The 23,519-nt window shown below is 65.4% G+C and carries 22 protein-coding genes; 15 read left to right on the forward strand and 7 right to left on the reverse strand.

Features of this window, described 5'->3' with window-relative positions:
- Window position 1: 1 nt before the first annotated feature.
- The 5 genes from M1D44_RS15560 to M1D44_RS15580 all read left to right on the forward strand — a co-directional run bounded on the left by M1D44_RS15560 (window position 2) and on the right by M1D44_RS15580 (window position 5,047).
- On the forward strand, window positions 2–538 hold the full coding sequence (locus tag M1D44_RS15560) for a F0F1 ATP synthase subunit delta (RefSeq protein ID WP_009239555.1): 537 nt from the start codon (window positions 2–4) through the stop codon (window positions 536–538).
- 73 nt (window positions 539–611) lie between these two features.
- Window positions 612–2,153, forward strand: a complete 1,542-nt coding sequence (atpA, locus tag M1D44_RS15565) for a F0F1 ATP synthase subunit alpha (RefSeq protein WP_024977232.1) — start codon at window positions 612–614, stop codon at window positions 2,151–2,153.
- Between the two features lie 64 nt (window positions 2,154–2,217).
- A complete protein-coding gene (gene atpG / locus M1D44_RS15570; protein WP_024977233.1) occupies window positions 2,218–3,093 on the forward strand; it encodes a F0F1 ATP synthase subunit gamma in 876 nt (291 codons plus the stop codon).
- Window positions 3,094–3,135: 42 nt separating this feature from the next.
- Window positions 3,136–4,539 carry a F0F1 ATP synthase subunit beta gene (gene atpD, locus M1D44_RS15575; RefSeq protein ID WP_024977234.1) on the forward strand — a complete coding sequence of 468 codons (1,404 nt, stop codon included), beginning with the start codon at window positions 3,136–3,138 and terminating at the stop codon, window positions 4,537–4,539.
- Window positions 4,540–4,630: 91 nt separating this feature from the next.
- The gene (locus M1D44_RS15580; RefSeq protein ID WP_009239559.1) at window positions 4,631–5,047 is read left to right on the forward strand and encodes a F0F1 ATP synthase subunit epsilon; all 417 of its coding nucleotides are present in this window, start codon (window positions 4,631–4,633) and stop codon (window positions 5,045–5,047) included.
- Between the two features lie 107 nt (window positions 5,048–5,154).
- On the opposite strand, the gene M1D44_RS15585 is transcribed toward M1D44_RS15580, so the two are convergent.
- Window positions 5,155–7,548, reverse strand: a complete 2,394-nt coding sequence (locus M1D44_RS15585; RefSeq protein WP_316853010.1) for a DUF6600 domain-containing protein — start codon at window positions 7,546–7,548, stop codon at window positions 5,155–5,157.
- 588 nt (window positions 7,549–8,136) lie between these two features.
- On the opposite strand from M1D44_RS15585, the gene M1D44_RS15590 reads away from it, so the two are divergent.
- The 3 genes from M1D44_RS15590 to M1D44_RS15600 all read left to right on the forward strand — a co-directional run bounded on the left by M1D44_RS15590 (window position 8,137) and on the right by M1D44_RS15600 (window position 10,849).
- A complete protein-coding gene (locus tag M1D44_RS15590) occupies window positions 8,137–9,279 on the forward strand; it encodes an RsiV family protein (RefSeq protein WP_316853011.1) in 1,143 nt (380 codons plus the stop codon).
- A gap of 20 nt (window positions 9,280–9,299) precedes the next feature.
- A complete protein-coding gene (locus M1D44_RS15595) occupies window positions 9,300–9,761 on the forward strand; it encodes a CoA-binding protein (RefSeq protein ID WP_024977237.1) in 462 nt (153 codons plus the stop codon).
- A gap of 140 nt (window positions 9,762–9,901) precedes the next feature.
- A complete protein-coding gene (locus M1D44_RS15600; protein WP_316853012.1) occupies window positions 9,902–10,849 on the forward strand; it encodes an alpha/beta hydrolase in 948 nt (315 codons plus the stop codon).
- Window positions 10,850–10,860: 11 nt separating this feature from the next.
- Here the strand turns inward: M1D44_RS15600 and M1D44_RS15605 are convergent, their stop codons facing one another.
- The 3 genes from M1D44_RS15605 to gstA form a co-directional block, all read right to left on the reverse strand.
- A complete protein-coding gene (locus M1D44_RS15605; protein ID WP_024977239.1) occupies window positions 10,861–11,064 on the reverse strand; it encodes a DUF3562 domain-containing protein in 204 nt (67 codons plus the stop codon).
- Window positions 11,065–11,236: 172 nt separating this feature from the next.
- Window positions 11,237–12,298, reverse strand: a complete 1,062-nt coding sequence (pstS, locus tag M1D44_RS15610) for a phosphate ABC transporter substrate-binding protein PstS (protein ID WP_316853013.1) — start codon at window positions 12,296–12,298, stop codon at window positions 11,237–11,239.
- 192 nt (window positions 12,299–12,490) lie between these two features.
- Window positions 12,491–13,120 carry a glutathione transferase GstA gene (gene gstA / locus M1D44_RS15615; protein ID WP_024977241.1) on the reverse strand — a complete coding sequence of 210 codons (630 nt, stop codon included), beginning with the start codon at window positions 13,118–13,120 and terminating at the stop codon, window positions 12,491–12,493.
- 100 nt (window positions 13,121–13,220) lie between these two features.
- Between gstA and M1D44_RS15620 the strand changes: the two genes are divergently transcribed.
- Complete coding sequence (locus M1D44_RS15620) at window positions 13,221–14,102, forward strand: LysR family transcriptional regulator (RefSeq protein ID WP_316853014.1); 882 nt, start codon at window positions 13,221–13,223, stop codon at window positions 14,100–14,102.
- A gap of 1 nt (window position 14,103) precedes the next feature.
- Here the strand turns inward: M1D44_RS15620 and M1D44_RS15625 are convergent, their stop codons facing one another.
- A complete protein-coding gene (locus M1D44_RS15625; RefSeq protein ID WP_024977243.1) occupies window positions 14,104–15,033 on the reverse strand; it encodes a sterol desaturase family protein in 930 nt (309 codons plus the stop codon).
- Window positions 15,034–15,120: 87 nt separating this feature from the next.
- On the reverse strand, window positions 15,121–15,570 hold the full coding sequence (locus M1D44_RS15630) for a hypothetical protein (protein WP_316853015.1): 450 nt from the start codon (window positions 15,568–15,570) through the stop codon (window positions 15,121–15,123).
- Between the two features lie 224 nt (window positions 15,571–15,794).
- On the opposite strand from M1D44_RS15630, the gene M1D44_RS15635 reads away from it, so the two are divergent.
- The 4 genes from M1D44_RS15635 to M1D44_RS15650 all read left to right on the forward strand — a co-directional run bounded on the left by M1D44_RS15635 (window position 15,795) and on the right by M1D44_RS15650 (window position 21,039).
- On the forward strand, window positions 15,795–17,597 hold the full coding sequence (locus tag M1D44_RS15635; RefSeq protein ID WP_316853016.1) for a methyl-accepting chemotaxis protein: 1,803 nt from the start codon (window positions 15,795–15,797) through the stop codon (window positions 17,595–17,597).
- A 123-nt stretch (window positions 17,598–17,720) separates the two neighbouring features.
- A complete protein-coding gene (locus tag M1D44_RS15640) occupies window positions 17,721–18,878 on the forward strand; it encodes an ATP-grasp domain-containing protein (RefSeq protein ID WP_316853017.1) in 1,158 nt (385 codons plus the stop codon).
- Window positions 18,875–20,014: a hypothetical protein gene (locus M1D44_RS15645; protein WP_316684838.1), complete on the forward strand. Its 1,140-nt coding sequence runs from the start codon at window positions 18,875–18,877 to the stop codon at window positions 20,012–20,014. Before M1D44_RS15640 ends, M1D44_RS15645 begins: the two co-directional genes overlap by 4 nt.
- Window positions 20,011–21,039: a Rieske 2Fe-2S domain-containing protein gene (locus M1D44_RS15650; RefSeq protein ID WP_316684840.1), complete on the forward strand. Its 1,029-nt coding sequence runs from the start codon at window positions 20,011–20,013 to the stop codon at window positions 21,037–21,039. Before M1D44_RS15645 ends, M1D44_RS15650 begins: the two co-directional genes overlap by 4 nt.
- 12 nt (window positions 21,040–21,051) lie before the next feature.
- On the opposite strand, the gene M1D44_RS15655 is transcribed toward M1D44_RS15650, so the two are convergent.
- Window positions 21,052–21,399: a GFA family protein gene (locus tag M1D44_RS15655; RefSeq protein ID WP_045205317.1), complete on the reverse strand. Its 348-nt coding sequence runs from the start codon at window positions 21,397–21,399 to the stop codon at window positions 21,052–21,054.
- Window positions 21,400–21,600: 201 nt separating this feature from the next.
- On the opposite strand from M1D44_RS15655, the gene M1D44_RS15660 reads away from it, so the two are divergent.
- Together M1D44_RS15660 and hemE are read left to right on the forward strand one after the other, a co-directional pair.
- The gene (locus M1D44_RS15660; protein WP_112186557.1) at window positions 21,601–22,080 is read left to right on the forward strand and encodes a cupin domain-containing protein; all 480 of its coding nucleotides are present in this window, start codon (window positions 21,601–21,603) and stop codon (window positions 22,078–22,080) included.
- 94 nt (window positions 22,081–22,174) lie between these two features.
- A complete protein-coding gene (gene hemE / locus M1D44_RS15665; RefSeq protein ID WP_024977251.1) occupies window positions 22,175–23,269 on the forward strand; it encodes a uroporphyrinogen decarboxylase in 1,095 nt (364 codons plus the stop codon).
- Window positions 23,270–23,519 lie beyond the last annotated feature (250 nt).

Here is a 23,519-nt window from a genome sequence, read left to right on the forward strand (position 1 = left end):
CATGGCAGAACTCGCAACCGTTGCCCGTCCGTACGCAGAGGCGCTGTTCCGCGTGGCGAAGGCCGGCAATCTGGGTGCATGGTCTGAGCTCGTGTCGGAAATGGGGCAAATTGCCGCCGTGCCCGACATGAAGGCAGTCGCCGATGATCCGAAGCTCTCCAAAGCCGATGTGGCGGGGATCTTCCTGTCGGCGCTGAAATCTCCGGTTTCGCATGAGGCGAAGGAACTGGTTGGCCTGCTGGTGGCCAACAAGCGTCTGTCGCTGCTGCCGGAAATTGCCGCGCAATTCCATGTGCTGCGGAATGCCAGCGAAGGCGCCGCCGACGTCGAGATCACCAGTGCGTTCCCGCTTGAGGGCGCGCCCCTGACCGAACTGGTCGCCACGCTCGAACGCAAGTTCGGCAAGAAGCTGCAGGCTCACGTGAGCGTCGATCCTTCGTTGATCGGCGGCGTGCGTGTGCAGATTGGCGACGAAGTGCTCGACACCTCGGTGCGCGCGCGCCTGACGCAGATGCAGTCTGCGCTGACCGCCGCGTAATGCTGTTTCGCGAGGCGCCGATGCAATCGACGATATCGCGCCCGCAGACAGATTGAAGAATTAGGAGCATTCGATGCAACTGAACCCCTCCGAGATCAGCGACCTGATCAAGACCCGTATCGAGGGCTTGAAGGCTGGCGCTGACGCAAAGAACACCGGCACGGTCATTTCCGTGACGGACGGTATCTGCCGCATTCATGGCCTGTCGGGCGTGATGCAAGGCGAAATGCTGGAATTTCCGGGCAACACGTTCGGCCTCGCGCTGAACCTCGAGCGCGACTCTGTCGGCGCTGTGGTGCTGGGTGAATACGAGCACATTTCCGAAGGCGACGAAGTCAAGTGCACGGGCCGCATTCTGGAAGTGCCGGTTGGCCCGGAACTGCTGGGCCGCGTGGTCAACGCACTGGGTCAGCCGATCGACGGCAAGGGCCCGATCAACGCCAAGAAGACGGACGTGATCGAAAAGGTCGCTCCGGGCGTGATCGCACGTCAATCGGTGAGCCAGCCGGTGCAGACCGGTCTGAAGTCGATCGACGCAATGGTGCCGATCGGCCGTGGTCAGCGTGAGCTGATCATTGGCGACCGCCAGACCGGCAAGACCGCTGTGGCAGTCGACGCCATCATCAACCAGAAGGGCAAGGGCATCTTCTGCGTGTACGTGGCAATCGGCCAGAAGGCTTCGACGATCGCCAACGTGGTGCGCAAGCTCGAAGAGCACGGCGCGCTGGACTACACGATCGTGGTGGCTGCTGCCGCTTCCGACTCGGCTGCCATGCAGTACCTGTCGGCATACGCCGGCTGCACGATGGGCGAATACTTCCGCGACCGCGGCGAAGACGCCCTGATCGTGTATGACGATCTGACCAAGCAAGCTTGGGCGTACCGCCAGGTTTCGCTGCTGCTGCGCCGTCCGCCTGGCCGTGAAGCTTACCCGGGCGACGTGTTCTATCTGCACTCGCGTCTGCTGGAGCGTGCTGCACGTGTGAACGCCGAGCACATCGAGAAGATCACCAACGGTGAAGTCAAGGGCAAGACCGGTTCGCTGACCGCACTGCCCGTGATCGAAACGCAGGCAGGCGACGTGTCGGCATTCGTTCCGACCAACGTGATCTCGATTACCGACGGTCAGATCTTCCTGGAAACCGACCTGTTCAACGCAGGTGTGCGCCCCGCAATCAACGCCGGTATTTCGGTGTCGCGTGTGGGTGGTGCCGCTCAGACCAAGGTCATCAAGAAGCTGTCCGGCGGTATCCGTACCGACTTGGCCCAGTACCGTGAACTGGCTGCGTTCGCGCAGTTTGCTTCGGACTTGGACGAAGCGACCCGCAAGCAGCTCGAGCGCGGCCGCCGCGTGACCGAACTGCTCAAGCAGCCGCAATACCAGCCGCTGCAAGTGTGGCAGCTGGCCGCGTCGCTGTACGCAGCCAACAACGGCTTCCTCGACAACGTGGACGTGAAGGACATCCTGGCTTTCGAAAAGGGCCTGCACGACACGCTGAAGACGAAGTACGCCGACCTCATCAACCGCATCGAAGATACGAAAGATCTTTCGAAGGAAGATGAAGCTGCCCTGCGTGCCGCGATCGAGGATTTCAAGAAGTCCGCCGCGTTCTAACCGCGTCATTCCCGAAACTGGTCGCGCGTAGCCTGCGTGACCAGGTTTGAACGGAGAGGAAGAAATGGCCGGAACAAAAGAAATCCGCACCAAGATCAAGAGCGTGCAAAACACGCGCAAGATCACCAAGGCGATGGAAATGGTCGCCGCATCCAAGATGCGCAAGGCGCAGGAACGGATGCGCGCTGCCCGCCCGTACGCTGAGAAGATCCGCAACGTGGCTGCGCACATGGCACTGGCCAATCCGGAGTACAAGCACCCGTTCATGGTTGCGCGCGACGTCAAGCGTGCCGGCCTGATCGTGGTGACGACGGACAAGGGCCTGTGCGGTGGCTTGAACACCAACGTGCTGCGTGCCGTCACCACCCAACTGCGCGATCTGCAGAACAAGGGCGTTGAGACGCAAACCACCGCCATCGGTACCAAGGGTATGCAGTTCCTGGGCCGCGTCGGTGCGAAGGTGGTCTCGAACGTCGTGCATCTGGGCGACACGCCGCATCTGGAAAAGCTGATCGGCGCGATCAAGGTGCAACTGGACGCGTTCAACGCAGGCCAGATCGATGCCGTGTACCTCGCGTACACCCGCTTCATCAACACGATGAAGCAGGAACCGGTGGTCGAGCAGCTGCTGCCCCTGACCGCCGACAAGCTCGCACAGAGCGATGCCGAGAAGCAGGCCTACTCGTGGGATTACATCTACGAGCCGGACGCACAAACGGTGGTCGACGAGCTGCTGATCCGCTACGTCGAGGCGCTGGTGTACCAGGCGGTGGCCGAGAACATGGCGTCCGAGCAATCGGCCCGGATGGTTGCGATGAAGGCGGCTTCGGACAATGCGAAGAACGTGATCGGCGAACTGCAACTGGTCTACAACAAGACCCGTCAGGCAGCGATCACGAAGGAACTGTCCGAAATCGTCAGCGGCGCAGCGGCAGTCTGATAGCCACGGCAAAGAATCAAGTTATTGGAGATACAAATGAGTATCGCAAACGGAAATATCGTGCAGTGCATCGGCGCCGTGGTGGACATTCAGTTCCCGCGCGACGCGATGCCGAAGGTCTACGAGGCGCTGGTGCTGGATGACAGCAACGACGCTTCGTTCGCCGAGAAGGGCCTGACCTTCGAAGTGCAACAACAGCTGGGCGACGGCGTGGTGCGTACCATTGCGCTGGGTTCGTCCGACGGTCTGCGTCGCGGCATGCGTGTGGCGACCACTGGTGCGCCGATCTCGGTGCCGGTCGGTCACGGCACGCTGGGCCGCATCATGGATGTGCTGGGTCGTCCGATTGACGAAGCCGGCCCGATCGCCTGCGACGAAAAGCGCGCGATTCACCAGAAGGCCCCGAAGTTCGACGAGCTGTCGCCGTCGGTGGACCTGCTGGAAACCGGCATCAAGGTGATCGATCTGGTCTGCCCGTTCGCCAAGGGCGGTAAGGTGGGTCTGTTCGGTGGCGCCGGCGTCGGCAAGACCGTGAACATGATGGAGCTGATCAACAACATCGCCAAGCAGCACTCGGGCTTGTCGGTGTTTGCTGGCGTGGGCGAGCGTACCCGTGAGGGCAACGACTTCTACCACGAAATGAAGGACTCCAACGTGCTCGACAAGGTGGCCATGGTGTTCGGCCAGATGAACGAGCCGCCGGGCAACCGTCTGCGCGTGGCGCTGACCGGCCTGACGATGGCCGAGCGCTTCCGCGACGAAGGCCGTGACATCCTGTTCTTTGTCGACAACATCTACCGCTACACGCTGGCCGGTACTGAAGTGTCGGCACTGCTGGGCCGTATGCCTTCCGCCGTGGGCTATCAGCCGACGCTGGCTGAAGAAATGGGCAAGCTGCAGGAGCGTATTACGTCGACCAAGACTGGCTCGATCACGTCGATCCAGGCCGTGTACGTGCCTGCCGATGACTTGACCGACCCGTCGCCGGCAACGACCTTCCTGCACCTGGACTCGACCGTCGTGCTGTCGCGTGACATCGCTGCACTGGGTATCTACCCCGCAGTGGATCCGCTGGACTCGACCTCGCGCCAGCTCGACCCGCAAGTGGTTGGCCAGGAGCACTACGAAGTCGCCGACCGCGTGAAGAAGACGCTGCAGCGCTATAAGGAACTGCGCGACATCATCGCGATTCTGGGCATGGACGAACTGTCGCCGGAAGACAAGCTGGCCGTGGGCCGTGCTCGTAAGATCCAGCGTTTCCTGTCGCAGCCGTTCCACGTGGCCGAAGTGTTCACGGGCTCGCCGGGCAAGTACGTGCCGCTGAAGGAAACCATCCGCGGCTTCAAGATGCTGGTGGACGGCGAGTGCGATCACCTGCCGGAACAGGCGTTCTACATGGTCGGCTCGATCGACGAAGCCTTCGAGAAGGCCAAGAAGCTCCAGTAAGAGCAACGTCTGGCGCCGCGCGTAAGCCGGGGCCAGTACTGGCTTCCTGAGGCCCATTCAGGAAGCCGCTTTTCTGAGCAAAGGAATCGAGATGGCAACCATTCATGTAGACGTCGTCAGCGCTGAGCACGAGATCTTCTCCGGCAATGCCAAGTTTGTGGCGCTGCCCGGCGAAGCAGGCGAGCTGGGCATTCTGCCCGGTCACACGCCGCTGATCACGCGCATCAAGCCGGGCGCCGTGCGCATCGAGAAGGAAGATGGCGGCGAAGAGTTCGTGTTCGTTGCCGGTGGCATTCTCGAAGTGCAGCCGAAGAAGGTGACCGTGCTGGCCGATACCGCAATCCGCGGTCACGACCTGGACGAAGCCAAGGCGAACGAAGCCAAGCGTGCGGCCGAAGAGGCGCTCCAGAATCAAAGCAGCGATCTGGATCTGGCCCGTGCGCAAGGTGAACTGGCCGTGGCCGCTGCGCAGCTTGCAGCGATCGCGCGCCTGCGTCGCAAGCGCTAAGGCAAGTGTGTGCTGGCCGGTGTCATCGGCCGGCGCAGACGAAAAAGCAGCCCCGAAGGGCTGCTTTTTTTTGCCTGCGAACTGGCGCGGCACTTGGTCAGCGGTGCTCACCTTTCGCGCTTTTCTTCACCGCGATTGCCTTGCGGATGCGGTTGGGCTTCGTGGTGTTCCTGCCGAGGCGGTTGGGTCTGCGGTTGAGGTTGCGGCGGACGGGCCTCAGGCGGACGCGGCTGGGCCTGCGGTTGCGGCGGGCGCATCTCAACGTGCGGTTGCGGTGCGGGACGCGGGGCTTCCATGTGCGGTTCCGGCCGACGCTGTTCAGGCTCCGGGCGTACGCGCATCTGCGGCGGCTCGTTGTGCGGACGCTCCTGCATGGCCGGTGCCGGGTTGCCGTTGAAGCGATTCGGCTCCTGGCCACCGCGTTGCGGTTGCGGTTGAGGACGCTGCGCTTGTGGTCCGGTCTGCGGCGGTTGTGGACGCGGCTCGAAGGCGCGGCGCTCGTCACGCGGTGTGCCGGGTGCGCCTTCGCGCTGCGGGGGACGTGTCGTCATGCCGGCCGGGCCTTGTGGAGCAGGTGCAGTCTGCGGTTGCCCCGGCCGCTCCTGCGGTGCGGCGGCACCCGGCAACGGGCGTGGACGGTTGATCGCGTCGGGGGCCATGAGGGCCCGCGGAGCCTGTCCAGGCTGGCCGCCATGCTGCGCCGGTGTGCCCTGCGGGTTCGGGGAGCCCATCAATCCTTGCGGACCATTCGGGCCGTGTTGTTCCGCCGGTCGGCCTGGCTCGTTACCGGCGCGTGCGGGCATATTCGGCCCGTTCGACCCACTCGGTGCGGCGCGAGTCAGCCGTAGACCCGCGGCCTGTGCAGCCGCGGGTGGGGTCGGAATTCCCATATTGGCGTGACCCCGCACCGGCGCAACGCGGGCTCCCACGTTGCCGCCCGTCCACGCCGGGCCAGCGCCCGGGACCGCACCACCTTGGGAGCGGAACCGTTCTGCCAACGCATCGTGCCCGCCTGCCGGCACGGCGGGTGCGCGCACCGCAATCGCCTGACGTGCAAACGCCTGCGGCGGCGGCAACTGATGCGGCCCGCCATTGGCCGCTGCGCCCACCAGGCTGGCACGCACTGGTGCCAACGCCGGCGTCGACACAAACTGCGCGTGCGCCATCTGCGCGCGCAGTTGTTCCGGCCGCAGATGCGTCATGGCGGGGCCGACCGGCTGGCCGTTCACGAACGTCTTGGCGGGCACGGCAGTCAGGGCGGCCGGGTTGTTCGCGTTGACGTACGTGACCCGGTTCACGTTTCGAACGTTGGTCACGTTGGTGTTGTTGATGATGGTCTTGTTGACCGTAACGTTGTTCACCACCACCGTGCGGTTGATGTTCGTCACGTACGTCGGGCTGGCCGCGTACACGGGGCGATATGCCTCGCCCGGCGCAAGCGGGAACCACGCCACACCCGGCGAGCCGATCGAGATGTTGATCCCCCAGCTCACGCCGCCGCCACCTCCGCCGCCCACGAAACCGACGAGTGCCGGCGCATAGACCGGACGCGGCACCACCGGCCCGGGCACCCAGCACCAGGTGGAGCCGACATACGCCCAACGGCCGTAGTGGAAAGGCGCGAAACCCCACGGCGCGTCATCGACCCACGTCCAGCCCCAGGGCGCTACCCACGCCCAATGGCCTGTGCGATACGGGGCCCAGCCGGCGGGCACGGCACGCGGTACCCACACGGCGCCATAGCCGTCTTCTTCACGCCATGTGCCGTTGTCGTCGAGGGCTTCGTAACCGGTCATTTCGCGGCCGACGTAGCGGGCGGACATGGAAGCGTCTTCGCGGGCATCGCGCGATTCCGCCCAGCGGTCGAAGGCGTCGCGGCCCGGGTTGTCGGTGCCGCCGGCCTCGGCGAGGTCGGTGCCGCCAAAGCGGATTTGCTGACCGGCGCCCAGCGGTGCGGAGCGGTCATCGCCGTAGGCTGTGCCCTGGCCATGCCACACGGTGACGGTCGTGCTGGAGCCATCGGGTGCGACGTCGAGACGGTATTCGCCCGGTGCCTGCGGTGTGAAGGCTAGGTTGGGCGTGTCGATCTCGATGGTTTGGTCGGCGGGCAGCGAACGCACGCGAACCGACAGGGCGCCTTGGGTGAGTTTCACCTGGGTGTTGCGGTCGTCCAGGTCGACGAGTGTGGCGCCGGTGTTCTGGCCCAGGCGCAACGCCGTGGACCCGACGTGCAGCTCGCTGTGGCTGCCCTGGTCCGACCACAGGCGGTCGCCAGTGGTGAGCGGGCGGTTGAGCGAGGCGCCGGCCCAATCATCGGAGCCGGCGGGCGCGAAGCTCACCGTGCCGGAAAAATCCGACAGCCGCGCCACCCGCGAAGCCGGATCAGCGGCCATCGCAGCCTGCGCACCGCAGACGAGCAGCACGGCGGCAACACCTACCGCGCGCAACACATGCGGCAGCCGTACACCGGAGAGCGGAGAACGACGGGAAAGATTGGACATGATGAGCCCTCGTTTTTATGGCGGCCTGTGCCGCGTGGATGTCTCCATTTAACGCGGCAGGCGTCGAGGGGTCGACTTGCCTTTGTAAGAGCGTGTTTCGTAACGCGGGAAGCCGATAGACGGATCGGCCGCACCCAGAGCGCTGGGGAAAGGCGGGAAGCAGGCGGGCAGGCGCGCGAATTGCGCGCACAAAAAAAAGCGCGCGGGCCGGGGAGCACCGCGCGGACGGGAAATCCCTTCGAGGGGTCAATTCGAAAGGAGGGGGTAACCTTGCACCCGGGGACTGTGTCGCCGCCGTCGCGGGCCTGATATAGCGCACAACAATTGGACACAAACGCTGGGGTGCGAAGGCATTGTGGGTGACGGGGTGGCCCCGAGGCGTAACAAAGTGTGTCGGATTGCAATCGAATGCAAGCGCGGTAAAAGCCGCTTCGTGTGAGCTCAAAAGCGCCTGGAGGGGCTGCTCAGGGAACGCCTGCTGCACCTGCACAGTCCCATCGCTTTGCCGCTTAGGCAGACGGGGCTTGGGAAAAGGCGAACCAGCGGGGGGTGTCCTAGTCTGGGGTGTCGGGTTCATAGGAGGGAGGCATGCACAGGCATGCGATGCACCATGTGTTGCAGAAGTCGAGAGCAGTGGGCGTTTTTGTTACCTTGATGGGGGCACTCAGCGCGGCGGGCGCCGCACAGGCCGGCATCGAAGGGGCTTCTGCTCCCCCTAGTGCGTCCGCGAGTGCGCCAGCCGCCTCCGCACCTGTTGCTTCTGTGCCAACCGTCCCTCTTGCAAAAACGAAAGAGCAGCCCGAGCGCCCGGCGGGCAGTTTCTGGCAGGGCGCAGTAGGAAAGGGCGCCGACAGCCCTGGCTGGAACGTCTGGTTGAACGTGTACGACCCGCCACCCAAAGAGCAGGACAAAGACAAGGACCCCGTGGCCGACACGCTGACCGGCGAAGCCTATGATGACCGACCCCAGGGCCGCGCCTTCTGGACCATCGAAGGGCGCAATGTGCCCGAGCGCCGCTTCGTGTGGCGCGAGCGCACAGAAGCGCTTGATGCGGCCGGCCAGTCTGTCGTGCGCGAGGGCGGCACGCTCTCCGGTGCGCTGTCGGCCGACGGTACCACCGCCGCCGGCACCTGGAGCGACGGTGGCCGCAGCCAGCCCTTCACGTTGAAGCGCGTGGCGCGCTATCAGGAGGCCACGGGCGCCTCCGGCCAAGCCAAGCTGACCGAGCGCTACCCGGTGACGGGCGATGCCGCCATCGACGCGCTGATCCAATCGCTGCGCGTGCGCAAGTGCGACCAATACGACACCGAATGCGTCATCCGCATCAGCGCCGTCGGCCTGGGCGACACCGTGAGCCTCCTGCGCATGGTGTGGGCCTACAGCGGCGGCGCGCACGGCAACTACAGCTTCACAGCCGGCAACTGGCGACGCGGCGCGCAGGGCTTTCAGCCCATCGCCTTGGCCGATGTGCTGAACCCCACATCCGCCTGCCTGCAGAGCTTCAATACGCAGATTGTCGATGCGCTCAAGCGCGAAGGCGCACCCGATGCGCCGCGCGGCGCCCTCAAGGAGCGCGATCTGCGTAACGCCGCGTTTCCGTTTACGCTGCAAGGTGACCGCATCGTCGTGCACTACGGGCCGTATGAGGTCGGTCCGTATTCGTCGGGCGCCTTCCGTGCCGCCGTGCGCTTCGATGACCTGGGCTCCGCATGCAAGCGGCCCACAACCTGATTGCACCTGCATCGCCAACCATGTCCGCCAATCCTTCCTACGTCGACGAGCAAGACACCATGCGCCGGCTGCTGTCCGGCAAGACCATCGCCGTGGTCGGGCTGTCGCCGCGTCTCACGCGGCCCAGCTATGACGTGGCGCGCTATCTGCAGCAGGCCGGCTATCGCATCGTGCCCGTCAACCCGCAGCACGCAGGCGAAGACGTGCTCGGCGAGCCTTGCTACGCCACGCTCACCGAAGCGGCGACGACGCTTGCCGCCGCCGGCCAGCGCATCGATCTGGTCGATATCTTCCGGCGCTCAGAACAGGTTCTGCCCGTCGTACAGGAAGCCGTGACGCTCGGCGTGGGTGGGATCTGGGTGCAGCTCGGCATCGTGAATGACGAGGCGATGGCCGTGGCGCGCAACGCCGGCATTCCGGCCGTGCAAGACCGCTGCACGAAGATCGAACACTGGCGACTCGGTGTCGGCGAGCAAAAATGAATGCCGCCCCAACGCCTTGTGACAAACACGACGGCGCAGGGGGGGCAGACGTTTCGCTGACGATCGCTTCCTGACGTATCAAGGGAGTTCAGCCAACCTGGCGCGCTACACTCTGGCGGTCATTGCATCCTGCTTACATCATGGCCGTCGATCCGCAAATCCTGCAGTTCTACCAACGCCTTGCCGAACAGTTCGGCGCCTTGCCCCCGCCTGAAGACGCACCCGCGCAGCGCGCGCGCTTTGAGGCGATTGCTGCGGTATCCGAGCGGCCCGATCCCGAAGGCGTTGACGTTTCAGACCTCAGCCTGCCGCTCGTGGGGCGCACGCTCGACGCCATCGTCTTTCGTCCAAAAGGCGTGATCACGCCGCGCTTGCTGGTGTGGTTCCACGGTGGTGGCTGGGTGGTCGGCGCGCCGCGCACAACGCATCGCATGCTGGCCGCATTGGTCGCGCAAGACACGGGCTGCGCCGTTGTGAGTGTCGATTACCGCCTCGCGCCCGAGCATGCGTTTCCCACGCCGGCGGACGATGCACGCGACGCGCTCGCGTACCTAGCCGAGCAGCGCGCGTACCTCGACTTCGATCCAGAGTTTCTGGCCGTGGGTGGCGATAGCGCGGGCGGCCATCTTGCGGTGCAGGCCGCGCAGGGCATGCGTCCTGGCCTCGTCAACGCGCAGTTCCTGTTATACCCCGTTACCACGCCGGCTTTCGGTAGCGAAAGCTACAACGCGTTTGCACAAGGCCCCGGCCTCACGCGTGACGAAATGCGCTGGTACTGGGAGAAATACATCGGTGCAGAAGCCCTCGCCAAGCCACTCGCCGAGCACGACGCGCGCATCTTCCTGATGGCGCGCGCGCCGGCATATACGCCGCCAGACACCGTCGTCATCGTGGCAGCGCACGACGTGCTGCGCGACGACGGCCTGCAATACGCCGACTACCTCGTGCAGCACGGCGCGCAGGTCATCACCATCGAAGCCTCCGGCATGACGCACGCCTTTGCGCGCATCCAGTTCGAGGCCGAGCGCGCACGCGAATGGATGCGCCGCGCAGCGCATGCATTCGTCGGGATGATCAGCGAGGAATAAGCAGGGCGGGACTAACGCGTGGGCGTGCGGCGCGGGCGGAACGCGGCGAGCACCCGGCGTGTGACAAACAGCGAGAGATAGTCGTGCACGCTGGCGTCGGCCGCCAATGTGCGCATTGTCTGCATGTACTGCTCGCGGACGAGATCAGCCGGTGCGCCGGTGTCCTGTGCGATCTGGTGGATCTGCTCGTCCTGGTCTGCGATGGCGGTACCCATGTTTGCTTTCCGGTCGTTGCTCTGGCGGTGACGCGCTGGCTGACTTGCGCGGCGAGTGACCACTATAGGAAACGCGTCGGAACAATCCAGCCTTGTTGCAAAGCTTTCAACGGGTCACCTGCGCGGCATCAAAACGGTGCTGTTGCCGGTGCAGACACTGCGCCGGCAATGATCATTTGCCCCAGTTTGCGGGCATGCTCTGCAGGCCGATGGCGGCGCCCGACGCATCCGTCACGCGTGCCAGTTCACGATACGCAATGGCCTGCACGCGCTCGGGCAGCGGCACGAACTTCGCACGCGCGGCCAGCTCGTCGCCGTGGAAGTAACCCCACGTCAGGAACTTCAGCGCGGCCAGCGTGCGCGGGCCCGATGCGCTGACTGCCGGCACGACGATGAAGGTGCCCATGGTGATCGGCCACGTCTCCGCACCCGGCAGGTTGACTAGCGGCGCCGTGAAATCGCCTTTGCGGTTCCACGCGCTCTGCATCACCGCTTCGCGAAAGCCGCTCACCTGCGCGCTGACAAAGCGGCCCGCCACGTTGCGTAGCTGCACACCGCTCAAGTCGTTGTCGAGGATGTAGTTGTAGTCGACATAGCCGATGGCGCCGGACGTGCCCTGCACCGCTTTGACCACATCGCCACTGCCCTTTGCGGCTGTAAAGCCCGCCGGCCAGTTGATGGTCGACTTGGTGCCGTAAGCGCTTTTCCAGTCGGGGCTGACGGCGCTCAGATAGTCGGTGAAGTGGTACGTCGTGCCTGAGCCATCGGAGCGCACGACGGGATGGATCTTCAGCTTGGGCAGCGTCACGCCCGGGTTCAGCGCGCGCAGCTCAGGCGCATCCCAGCTCTCGACCTTGCCGAGGAAGATCTGCGCCAGCAGTTCGCCCGTCAGCTTGAGCTGACCGCGCGGCACGCCCGGCACGTTCACAAACGGCACCGCACCTGTCACCACCGACGGCACGCAGACGAGGCCCGCCTTGGCAGCCTCTGCGCTGGAGAGCGGCACGTCAGACGCACCAAAATCCACGGCGCCCGCGCGAATGCGCTTCAGGCCCTCTCCTGAACCTACCGCGTCATAGCTGAGCGCAACGCCCGACGACGCGGCATACCCCGCTGACCAGACGCGATAGACCGGCGCAGCGGCGGTCGAACCTGCGCCGCGCACATCGGCGCGCGCGACAACCGGCAAGCCCGCAGCCGCAACGGCCAGGGCGAGAACAACGTGCTTGAACATGGGGAGAGCTGCGGACTGCAGAAGACGCGAAGCGTGCGATTGTAGCGACGCGCCTGTGACAGCACGGTGTGCAGCCCTGATAGAGCCCATCTACAACATGGAGATGTGTTGTAAGACGTTCCGCAAACGTTGGGCGGAGTAGGGGGTGGGATCGGCGGTTTTGTTTAGGGCTCGCCGATCCCGGACTACCGGTCAGGCGACAGTGCTGGCCGCGTCGGCCTTGATCAAGCCCTCAGTCTTCAACGCTTCAACCACCTGCGGCCGCGCACCCACCCGCGCCATATACGCCTGCACGTTCGGATATGCGCCCATCGGCAGCGCCAGGAAGTTCGTCCAGTTCAGCACCGTAAAGGCATAGGCGTCGGCCACGCTGTAGGTGTCGGCCAAGTACGGCTGTTTGGCAAGGCGGGCATCGAGTTCGGCAAAGCGCTTGGCGAGCTTGTCCTTTGCGCCCTGGCGTGTGGCTTCCGGCGTGTCCTTGTACCAGAGCGGGCCGAAGCCTTTATGCAGCTCGGTGCTGACAAAGGTGAGCCATTCGATCACGGCGAGGCGATGCGCACTGCCGGGCTTGCCGATGAGTGCCTGCGTCGGGTCGAGGTCGGCCACGTATTGCAGCAGCGCTGCGGCTTCGGTGTGGCGCGAACCATCCGCGAGCTCCAGCAGCGGCACGTAACCGCGCGGCGAGATCGTGTAGAAATCCGTGCCGTCGGCGGTGAGGTGCTTGGCAAGGTCGACGGCGGTCAGGTCAAACTGCGCACCCACTTCGCGCAGGGCGATGTGCACGGCCAGCGAGCAGGCGCCGGCGGAGTAGTAGAGCTTCATGGTTGTCATCTCGCAGATGGGTTGGGGATGCCGCCAACGGCGGCGGTGACGACACTGTAGGATTGCGTCGTTGCCAATGAAATAGGCGGGGAAGCAAATCATGCTTGCGCAGACGCAATACCGGCTGAGCGCGGCCGACCTTGAGATCGTACTGGCGATGGCGCGCACGGGCACGCTCGCGGCGGCCGGCGAGCGGCTTGGCGTGGATGCGTCCACCGTGTTCCGGTCATTGCAGCGCATCGAGCGCGGGCTGGGCGCCACGTTGTTTGCTCGCTCACGTACCGGCTATCTCGCGGGGGACTTGGCGCACGCGCTGGCGGAGCAGGCCGAGCAGGTGGAGTCGGCGCTCGAGGCGGCGCGATCGGCGGTGCATGCGGTGCCCGATCAGGTGTCAGGCACGGTACGCATCACCACCACGGACACGATCCTCGTCGGCTTGGTCGCGCCTGCGTTGAAGGTGCTGCAAGCCGAGCATCCGAACCTCACCTACGACCTCCGTGTGAGCAACGAACTGGCCAGCCTGACCCGGCGCGATGCCGACATCGCCGTGCGGGCCACGCGGCGCCCGCCGCAGCATCTGGTGGGCAAGCACATCGGCTCGATTCGGGTGGGGTTGTACGCGGGGCGCACGAGCGGCACCACCTACGCCGATGTCGAAGCCGGCCGCACGCCGTGGCTCGCGATTGACGACGCGATTCCGGATCACCCATCGGTGAGTTGGCGCAAGCGGCATTTCCCCAAGGTCATGCCCACGTACTTCGTCAACAGCCTGCAGATCGCGGCCGAGATGGTGGGGATGGGCATGGGCGTTGGGATCCTGCCCGTGGTGATGGCACAGGACCGTCGCGATCTGGTGGTGCTGCGGGATCTGGAAGATGCCAATCAATCGGAACTATGGCTGCTGACGCATCCACAATCGCGGCACTTGCGGCGGATTGCCGTGGTGTATGGGCACTTGGCGCAGACGTTGCGGTTGCCGTAGTTCAGTTGGCCGCAACGGCCCGGGCGATCGGCTGCTCTTCGGGAATGAGCGCGGCGCGGCGGCGCAACTCCTCGGTCGTGTCGCCATTGCCGTCGGCTCGCCAGCCTGGCGGGCGGAACAGGTAGCCAAGCACTTCCCTCGCCGAGCGGGCCGTCTTCAGGTCTTGCCACAGCGCGCGCCAGTGCGCGAATTCGATCACCAGCAGGTTGTACGTGCGCATCGGGTGCACGAGGCCGTAGCGGCAGGGCACGTCCTTTCGCTCAGGGATGTACGTGCCGAACAGCCGGTCGAACACGATCAGCACGCCGCCGTAGTTGCCGTCGAGGTATTCGAGGTTGGACGCGTGATGCACGCGGTGTGCCGAGGGCGTATTCAGTACCCATTCCAGGGGCCCGAGGCGGGGAATCCACGTGGCGTGAATCCAGAACTGGTACAGCAGATTGAGCGACAGCAGCATCAGCACGATGCGCGGCGGCATGCCCAGCAGCGGCGCCAGCGCAAAGAAGGCGAGCGTGCCCGTCAATCGGCCCGTCCAGCCGAAGCGGTAGGCCGCCGACAGGTTCAGATCATTTGGTGAGTGGTGGATGGCGTGCGTACACCAGAACCAGCGCACGCGGTGCGCGGCGCGGTGGTACCAGTAGTAGCAGAACTCCTGGCCGAGAAAGCACGCAACCCAGCCCGTCCAGTGGTCCATCGGCAGCGTCCAGAGACGATGCTGGTAGACCCATTCCAGGCCTTGCATCCAGAACGCCAGCGGCAGCAGCCAGCGCAGTGGGTACTCGCGTACCAGGAAATCCACCACCGACACGCCGGCGGCCTTCCAGTCGTAGTTGGCCCAGCCGTTTCTCAATGACAGCACGATCGCCTCGGCCAGTGACGACACCAGCACGAGCACGACGGCAATCTTCAGGATGGTGAACAGCACGGCCATGGCGCGGGGCTCCCGGCTCCGTAGGAATGCCAGCGACGGTACTGCAAACGATGCCGGGGCGGCAATTGGGGCCGACGCCGGGGCGTCTTACAACGTATTCAGCGCCCCCAAGGTGTTGTTGCGGTTGTGCAGAAAGATGTGCACGCCGCCGCTCTTGTCTTGCGCCACGCCGGCGCTGCCCCAGGGATAGCGCGTCAGGCCGCCCGGGTCCTTGCCGAGTTTGCTGGCGATCCAGCGGCGGTGGCGTTGTTCTACGACGTCGATGTCGTCGTACGAAACCGGCTGTGCCAGCTCGACGAATACGCTGACGAGCGCCTCGGCTTCAAACCGCAGGCTGACGGTAATGGGCGTTGTGTCGTCCAGTGCAGCCACCGTCGCGAATTGGCAGGGGACGTCCATCCCTTCGACGCTTACAGGCCGCACAGGCCCGACCGTAAAGCGTGCCGGCAGGGCATCGGCTTTTGTCTGCGGCGTGATGCGGATGTCAGCGAACCGGAGGTCACCCGTGGCGGGGTCGATGTGGAGAGCGTCGTGCATGGGCTTGGGTTTCAAGGGAATGAGCTGCCTGGGCAATCATGCGGGGCGTTTCCTTTTATAGCAGCCATCCTTTCGTGGGGGCGGGTTTCGCCGCCTCAAGTTCGCCTGCGCGGTGCCGTAGCAGCTTGGAGTGGCCCCCGACAGCCGGCAGTCGGATCTGGAGGGCGCTACGGCAAATACCGTACGCAGTCAGATTCATGGAAAACGTTTGGCCTAGAAGAATCATGATCTCCTCTCTCCGCACCCGAATTCTCCTCATTTCATCGGCCACCGTGGTCGGTGCCCTGGCGCTGTCCGGCGCCGCCACCTATTCCATCGTGCGCTCCAACACGATGGAATCGATCGATCAGAACCTCGCTGCCATTGCCAGCGGCAACACGCTCGCCATCGACAAATGGGTCGCGGCGAAGGCGCAGGCCGTCAAGGCCACCGCCGGCGTGATCGAGCACGGAGACCCTCAAGGCTTCGGCAAGCACATGGGTGACGCCAACGGCTTTCCGATCATCACGATCGGCTGGACCGACAAGAGCTTCATCTCCACCAGCGCCACCACGCCCAAGGACTACGACCCGACCATCCGCCCCTGGTACAAGCAGGCCATTGCCGCAGGCCAACTGCTGGTGACGAAGCCTTACGGCGACGTGTCGACCGGCGTGCCCTACGTGTCATTTGCTGCGCCGCTCATCAAGAACGGCGAAACCACCGGTGCGCTGTCCGGCGCCGTCCCGCTGGACGGCGTGCGCGAGGTGGTGGCAGCGGTACACCCGACACCGTCGAGCCTCGCCTTCGTGGTCGCCAAGGATGGCCAGGTGATTGCCCACCCTGACGCAAAATTGATGCTCAAGCCGGCCACCGACGTGGCGGCATCGCTCACCGTCGATACGCTCACCAACCTGGCGAAGGCCACCGCGCCGCTGGAGGTCGAGCTGGCCGGCGCGCCTAAGCTGCTCAAGGCGCAGGCCGTGCAAGGCACCGATTGGTACCTGGTGATCGCGCTGGACAAGGCGGAAGCCACCGCCGGTTTGCGCAACGTCGTGCGTGCGCTGGCAGTGGCCATGGTGCTGCTGACGCTGGCTGCCGTGGGCATCGCCGCGTTCTTCACCTCGCAGTCGTTCCGCCGCCTGTCGCAGGTGCGTGATGCGATGGACACCATCGGCTCCGGCGGCGGTGACCTCACGCACCGCCTGCCCGTGGTCGGCAACGATGAAGTCGCGCAGATCAGCGCCTCGTTCAACACGTTCATCGACAAGATTGGCGAAGTGCTGCTGGAAGTGCGCGCCAGCGTCGACAGCATGAAGTCCGCCACCGGCGAGATCGAAGCGGGCAACCGTGACCTGTCCAATCGGACCGAAGTGTCGGCCAGCAACCTGCAGGAAACCTCTGCCGCGCTGACCGAACTGACGACCAGCGTGAAGAACTCCGCCGATGCCGCCGTGCAGGCCACGCGCCTGGCCAGCGACGCCAGCGATGCCGCCACGCGCGGCGGCGACGTGGTCTCGAGCGCGGTCAGCACGATGGACGAGATTGCCAAATCGTCGGCGCGCATTACCGAGATCATCGGCGTGATCGACAGCATTGCGTTCCAGACCAACATCCTCGCGCTGAACGCCGCGGTGGAAGCCGCCCGTGCCGGCGAGAACGGCCGCGGCTTTGCCGTGGTGGCCGGCGAGGTGCGCACGCTGGCGCAACGCAGCGCCACGGCCGCCCGCGAGATCAAAGATCTGATCCAGGCATCGGAAGCCAGCGTGAAGACCGGTGCGCAACGCGTGCAGGCCGCCGGCGCAACGATGCAGGAGATCGTGCAGGGCATCGAGCGTGTCGCGCGCATCATCGGCGAGATTGATGGTGCGATGCACGAACAGAGCACCGGTATCAGCCAGATCGATCGCAGCGTCGCCGAGATGGACCAGGCCACGCAGCAGAACGCTGCGCTGGTCGAGCAGTCGACGGCCGCATCGTCGATGCTCAACGAGCAGGCCCAGGGTCTGGCTCGCACGGTCGGGCTGTTCAAGCTGCGCAGCGCCTGAAGCGCTGCACCCCTCTTCACCGCGCCCGGGCCGGGTGCTCCTTTGCCTAGAATGGAGCCCCGGCAACTTTCCCCGCGCCTCTTGCCTTCGGCGGACGTTGCCTGACCTCAACGCTCCGCCTGCATGCCCAATGTGCTGATCCTCGGTGGCCGCGCGCCGGTGGCGCTCGACCACGCCCGCCGCTTTGCCCACCAGGGGTGGACGGTCTGCATTGCCGACAGTATTCCGTGCCAGATCAGCGGGGCCTCCAGGGCGGTCGCGGCCACCTTTCGCATTGCATCGCCGCGTCATGCGCCGGCGCAGTTCGCGGCGGACCTTGCACGCATCGTCCGGGAGCGCGCCATCGATCTGGTGGTGCCGACGTGCGAGGAAGTCTTTTTTGTATCGCGCTATCGGCATCACTTGCCGAACCACGTGCGGGTCCTGGCCGAGGATTTCGACACGCTGCGCGCGGTGCACAGCAAATGGCAGTTCCTGGAACTCGCGCAGGATTGCGGCGCGGATGTGCCGGTCTCCGCGCGGGTGCGCACGCTGGATGAAGCGCGCGCCTGGGCAGGCGGGCGCCCCGTCGTGCTCAAGCCGGAGTTCTCGCGCTTTGGCGTGCATGTGCGCCTGTATCGCACCGGCATTCCCGACGATGCACCGCCGCTGGCCGATCTGGGCGCGTGGGTGGTGCAGCGCCTGGTGGCGGGGCAGGAATTCTGCTCGTACAGCGTGGCCGATCGCGGTCGGCTGGTGGCGCACGCGCTGTATCGGCCCGACTGGCGCATGTCGACCAGTGCGAGCTTCTACTTCGCGCCCGCACGCATCGACGCGGTCCGCAATTTCGTCGCCAACTTTGCGCGCAAGCTCGACTTCACGGGGCAGCTCTCGTTCGACTGGATCGAGCAGGCCGATGGCCGCGTGAGCCCGCTCGAATGCAACCCGCGCGCCACCAGCGGTTGCCACTTGTTCGGCCTTGACGATCCACTGCCCGCCGCGCTGGCCGGCACGCTCGACGGCTGCATCGAACCGTCGCCGGGTGTGCCGCGCATGGCGGCTGCGGTGATGGCATCAGCGGGGCTGTTCGATGCCGTGCGCCACGGCAGGCTGCGCCAATGGCGCCAGGACTGGCGCGCCGCCACCGACGTCATCGCCACGCCGGGCGACCGCGGCCCGCTGTGGGGCGGCGTGTGCGATCTCGCCGCCTATGCGCGCATGGCGATCGCGCAGCGTTGCAATATGCGCGAAGCGGCCACGCAAGACATCGAGTGGGATGGCCAGGAGCTGCCCGAGGTATGACGGCGCCCGGCGCCGTGCCGCATGCATGCTTTGCCGACAAGGCGGGCGCGTTCCTGCATGTGCATCGCGGGCAGGCGTCGCTGCCGTTCGTCGCCAATCTGGTGACGCAGGTCGACGTGGTGGAGGCCGGCGGTTTGCCGCTGCCGGTGACGATCAACGGCAGTGACGATCGCGCCAATCATGCCGAGAATGCCTGGGTCTGCTCGCCCATCACCACGTATGGCCGCTATGCGGCGGAAGAGTCCGAGCGTCTGATGCCGCGCGTGCTGCGGCCGCTGCTGCGCGGTGCGATCGGCCTGGCCGATGCGTGGATGCGGCGTGCGCAGCTGGACCGGGCGGTGGCCGTCAACAACTGGCTCGTCAGCACGAACCTGTATCCATCGGCAGCGGCGTTCGATCTGGGCGCGCTGGCGCGTACGTGCCGCGACCGGTGGCCCGACCGCGCGATCTGGCTGCGTTCGCTCAACACGATCCAGCATGCCGACTGGCTGCGCGCTGCCACGGTCGCCGGCTTCGATTTGATCCCCACGCGGCAGGTCTATCTGTTCCAGCACCTGCAGCGTGCCTCGCGCGCATCGGAGGTGCGTCGCGACCTGCGGCGGGATCTCAAGCTGCTCAGCTCGACACCGCTGACGTTCGTGCCGCACGATGCCTTTACCAATGCCGATTTCGCGCAGGCCGAGCGGCTGTATGCGCAGCTCTATCTCGACAAATATTCCGCCTTGAACCCGCGCTATACCGCAGCGTTCCTTCGAGCGTGGCATGCGGCGGGGCTGCTCGAATGTGCGGGATTTCGCGATGCGCAGGGCGTGTTGCGAGCCGTTGTCGGCGTGTTTGGGCAGGGGCCGTTGCTGACGGCGCCCATCGTCGGATACGACACGACGTGGCCGCAGCAGGCGGCGCTGTATCGCCTGCTGATGGCGCACGTGCTGCGCCTGACCATCACGCGCGATGCCGAACTGAACCTGAGCGCCGGTGCCGCCCACTTCAAGCGCCTGCGCGGCGGCATGCCCGCCATTGAGATGAGCGCCGTGTACTGCCGGCATCTGCCGCCCGCCACACGCCACGCCATCGCTGTGCTGCGCACCCTCACAACCCGGATCGGCGTGCCGATCATGCAACGCTTTCAGTTATGACTGCCTGGAACGCCACGCTGCTGCGCGGTTGGTATCCCGTCGCCGAAGCGCACCGCCTGCGCGACAAGCCGATGCGCGTGACCCTGTTCAACCGCGCGGTGGTGCTCGCGCGTTTGCCTTCGGGAAGCCTGCTTGCGCTTGATGACCGCTGCCCGCATCGGCATGTGCCGTTGTCCGATGGACAGCTCGTCGGCGAGACACTGCAATGCAAGTACCACGGCTGGACGTTCGGTGCCGACGGCCGCTGCACTGCCATGCCGGGCATGTGCCCGGGCGCCGCTGTGCCCGCCGTGCAAGTGAACGCGTGGCAGGCGTTCGAGCACGACGGGCTGATCTGGATGAGCGCACGGGCACCAGGTGAGGCCGCCCCTGCCGCATTGCCGGCGTTCCTGAATCGCTTGCCGGCCGGCAGCCGCCGCTTTCTGTGGAGCACGTTGTGGCAGGCCCGCCCGGCCGACGCGTTGGAGAATTTTCTCGACCCGCTGCATACGCATCTCGTCCACCCGGGCCTGGTGCGCAGCCATGGCGCGCGCCAGCCGATGACGGTGACCGTCACCCAGTCGGCAGATGGCTTGCAGGTGGACTACGCCGGTCAGGCGCAGCAAAGCGGCTTGCTGTACCGCCTGTTCGAATCACCCCGCACCATGGAGCGCGCGCATTTTGGTCTTGCCGCCCCGGCGACCGCCCAGCTCGAATACCGCTACGCCAACGGCAGCGCGCTGTATTTCACGCTGCACTTCACGCCCGAAGACGACATGCGCACGCGCCTGTTCGCCACGCTGCATGTGGAAAACCGCTGGGCGCCTGCCTGGGCCGTGCGCTGGTTCGTCTGGCCGTTCCTGTATCGCGTGGCTGAGCAAGACCGCCGCGTGGTTGAGGCGCAGGCTGCCAACAGCGCGCGCTTTAACCGCCAGGACGGCATTTCCACCGAACTCGATCTTGTGCGGCCCATGCTGGACGCCGTGTGGATGCCCAGCGGCAAGCCTGTGGAGCCGGGCGAGCGGGTGATGCAAATGTGGCTGTAGCGCACCACGCCGTTACATTGACCGTCCGTCGAAGTGGGTGACCGGCACGCTGGCCAGATCGATGTCTTCCAGGCAGCGGACGTTGACGGCAATCATCGGTGTGCCGTCGGGCATGACGCCTTCGGCATACGGATGGATGCCGCAAGTCGGGCAGAAGCGGTGCTTGATCACATGCTTGCGGAAGAGATAGGTGCTGGCGTTGTCTTCCGGCGTGAGCAGCCGCACCTTGTCGGGCGCCACAAACCACAGCAGCGAGCCTTTGCGCTGGCAGATCGAGCAGTTGCACGCCATCGCGCTTTCCGGATGACCTTCAACTTCGAACGCGACGTTTCCGCAGTGGCAGCTTCCCTTGTGTGTCATGCCGGTCTCCTTGTGGCGTGTTTGTGATGGATGTGGCGCCGTCCACTATAGGCGAGCCGGTCCGCGCACGATGCCCGCTTTCTCGGGAATCGCCCTAGGTCTCTGCCTCCATGCAGCGGTGCGACAATCGCCGCGAGTCGACCACACGAACGCCCCACGGATCGCCGCGCCTTGACGGCGACCGCGTCATGAGGAGCCATCATGCATCGCCATCGTCCTGTTGCTGTGATCCGGGCGGTTTCTGCCGCCGCCATCTTTGCCGGCAGCGCCAGCGCGTTTGCGCAAGCGTCGGAACCGGCGGCTGCTCCAGTCTTAGCGCCACAGATCTCGGCACAGATCATCAACATGGGCGGCATGACCCCGGACGAGATCGGTCCCGTCATCGCCGAGATGGGTACGCTGCGCACGAAAACGCTGGTGACGGCCGCCAACGGCACGGTCGGCATCCAGGTGGGCACTGTGGCCAAGCACACGCATACGTACTCGGATGAGATCCAGTACGTGATGTCGGGCACGGCCACCGTCTGGCTCGACAACGCGCCGCGTGAGGTCCGGGCGGGCGATCTGATCGTGATTCCGCGCGGCGTGGTGCACGGAACGCTGACCACCAGCACGGATTTCAAATCGATGGCGATCAAGCTGCCGCCGCAGCGTGCGGGCGATACGCACAAGGTGCCGTGACATCTGCGCCGTGATCTGCGGCATGTTGGCCTGGGTCAGGGCGGGATGAAAACACCATCCCTTACAATGGCGCCCTCCTAAAGAGTCCATCGCCATGTCCGCACCGCTCGCCAACGACACCTTCCTGCGCGCCCTGCGCCGCCAGCCCACCGACTACACGCCGCTGTGGCTGATGCGCCAGGCGGGCCGCTATCTGCCGGAGTACAACGCCACGCGCGCGCGGGCCGGCAGCTTCCTCGGCCTGGCCAAGTCGCCGGCGTATGCGACGGAAGTGACGCTGCAGCCGCTGGATCGCTATCCGCTGGACGCGGCGATTCTGTTCTCCGACATCCTGACCGTGCCCGATGCCATGGGCTTGGGCCTGTCGTTCGCGCAGGGCGAGGGCCCGCGCTTTGCCAAGCCGGTGCGCACGGAAGCCGATGTGGCGGCGCTGTCGGTGCCGGACATGTCGTCGCTGCAATATGTGTTCGATGCCGTGGCGGAAATCCGCCGCGCGCTCGTGCAGGACGGCCGCCAGCGTGTGCCGCTCATCGGCTTCTCGGGCAGCCCGTGGACGCTCGCCTGCTACATGGTCGAAGGCGGTGGCTCGGACGACTTCCGCACCGTCAAGTCGATGCTCTACGCGCGCCCAGACCTGATGCACCGCATCCTGGAGATCAATGCGCAGGCCGTGATCGACTATCTGAACGCGCAGATTGATGCCGGTGCCCAAGCTGTGCAGGTGTTCGATACCTGGGGCGGGGCGCTGGCCGATGGCATCTACCAGGAGTTTTCGCTGGCCTACATGGCCCGCGTGGTGAAAGGCATTCGCGCCGGGGCCGATGGCCAGCGCGTGCCGGTCATCCTGTTCACCAAGGGCGGCGGCCTGTGGCTTGAAGCCATGGCCGACACCGGGGCCGACGCGCTGGGTGTTGACTGGACCGTCAACCTGCAGCTCGCCCGCCAGCGCACGGCTGGGCGAGTTGCCCTGCAGGGCAACCTGGACCCGACGGTGCTGTTTGCCGAACCGGATGCCATTCGCGCCCAAGTGCGCCGCGTGCTGGAAGACTACGCAGCCAGCGGCGACAGCGACGGCCACATCTTCAACCTCGGCCACGGCATCTCGCAGTTCACGCCGCCCGAAGCCGTGTCGGTGCTGGTGGACGAGGCGCACAGTTTCAGCCGTGCGCTGCGCACAAAAGCGAAGTAACACGTATCAGATCAATGCTGCGGTGCGATAGCGTTTGAATTGGGCCGCAGTAGTGCGTGAAGCCGAGGGCACGGGTGGAATCTTCGCCGCTTTGGTGCAGTAAGGGTGAGTGACTACTCGCGTGCGGGTGGCCCCATCTGGCCCGAAAGGGGTGTCAAGCGATTTATTTCGCGCTTTCTGGTGCGTAAGCCGCCTGTCAAGACTTGACTTATGCACAAAGCTGTCGCGGCTGGTTCTTTCCGCGACGCAA

It is taken from the genome of Ralstonia sp. SA306 (assembly GCF_054792405.1).

What these genes read in the sequence shown, in the direction of transcription:
- M1D44_RS15595 (WP_024977237.1), top strand. Translation starts at nt 9,300, where the DNA reads ATGTCCGCCAATCCTTCCTACGTCGACGAGCAAGACACCATGCGCCGG.
- M1D44_RS15655 (WP_045205317.1), bottom strand. Translation starts at nt 21,399, where the DNA reads ATGACACACAAGGGAAGCTGCCACTGCGGAAACGTCGCGTTCGAAGTT.
- M1D44_RS15605 (WP_024977239.1), bottom strand. Translation starts at nt 11,064, where the DNA reads ATGGGTACCGCCATCGCAGACCAGGACGAGCAGATCCACCAGATCGCA.
- pstS (WP_316853013.1), bottom strand. Translation starts at nt 12,298, where the DNA reads ATGTTCAAGCACGTTGTTCTCGCCCTGGCCGTTGCGGCTGCGGGCTTG.
- M1D44_RS15590 (WP_316853011.1), top strand. Translation starts at nt 8,137, where the DNA reads ATGCACAGGCATGCGATGCACCATGTGTTGCAGAAGTCGAGAGCAGTG.
- M1D44_RS15650 (WP_316684840.1), top strand. Translation starts at nt 20,011, where the DNA reads ATGACTGCCTGGAACGCCACGCTGCTGCGCGGTTGGTATCCCGTCGCC.
- M1D44_RS15630 (WP_316853015.1), bottom strand. Translation starts at nt 15,570, where the DNA reads ATGCACGACGCTCTCCACATCGACCCCGCCACGGGTGACCTCCGGTTC.
- M1D44_RS15640 (WP_316853017.1), top strand. Translation starts at nt 17,721, where the DNA reads ATGCCCAATGTGCTGATCCTCGGTGGCCGCGCGCCGGTGGCGCTCGAC.
- hemE (WP_024977251.1), top strand. Translation starts at nt 22,175, where the DNA reads ATGTCCGCACCGCTCGCCAACGACACCTTCCTGCGCGCCCTGCGCCGC.
- M1D44_RS15660 (WP_112186557.1), top strand. Translation starts at nt 21,601, where the DNA reads ATGCATCGCCATCGTCCTGTTGCTGTGATCCGGGCGGTTTCTGCCGCC.
- M1D44_RS15580 (WP_009239559.1), top strand. Translation starts at nt 4,631, where the DNA reads ATGGCAACCATTCATGTAGACGTCGTCAGCGCTGAGCACGAGATCTTC.
- M1D44_RS15585 (WP_316853010.1), bottom strand. Translation starts at nt 7,548, where the DNA reads ATGTCCAATCTTTCCCGTCGTTCTCCGCTCTCCGGTGTACGGCTGCCG.
- M1D44_RS15635 (WP_316853016.1), top strand. Translation starts at nt 15,795, where the DNA reads ATGATCTCCTCTCTCCGCACCCGAATTCTCCTCATTTCATCGGCCACC.
- M1D44_RS15645 (WP_316684838.1), top strand. Translation starts at nt 18,875, where the DNA reads ATGACGGCGCCCGGCGCCGTGCCGCATGCATGCTTTGCCGACAAGGCG.
- M1D44_RS15600 (WP_316853012.1), top strand. Translation starts at nt 9,902, where the DNA reads ATGGCCGTCGATCCGCAAATCCTGCAGTTCTACCAACGCCTTGCCGAA.
- atpA (WP_024977232.1), top strand. Translation starts at nt 612, where the DNA reads ATGCAACTGAACCCCTCCGAGATCAGCGACCTGATCAAGACCCGTATC.
- M1D44_RS15560 (WP_009239555.1), top strand. Translation starts at nt 2, where the DNA reads ATGGCAGAACTCGCAACCGTTGCCCGTCCGTACGCAGAGGCGCTGTTC.
- M1D44_RS15625 (WP_024977243.1), bottom strand. Translation starts at nt 15,033, where the DNA reads ATGGCCGTGCTGTTCACCATCCTGAAGATTGCCGTCGTGCTCGTGCTG.
- gstA (WP_024977241.1), bottom strand. Translation starts at nt 13,120, where the DNA reads ATGAAGCTCTACTACTCCGCCGGCGCCTGCTCGCTGGCCGTGCACATC.
- atpG (WP_024977233.1), top strand. Translation starts at nt 2,218, where the DNA reads ATGGCCGGAACAAAAGAAATCCGCACCAAGATCAAGAGCGTGCAAAAC.
- M1D44_RS15620 (WP_316853014.1), top strand. Translation starts at nt 13,221, where the DNA reads ATGCTTGCGCAGACGCAATACCGGCTGAGCGCGGCCGACCTTGAGATC.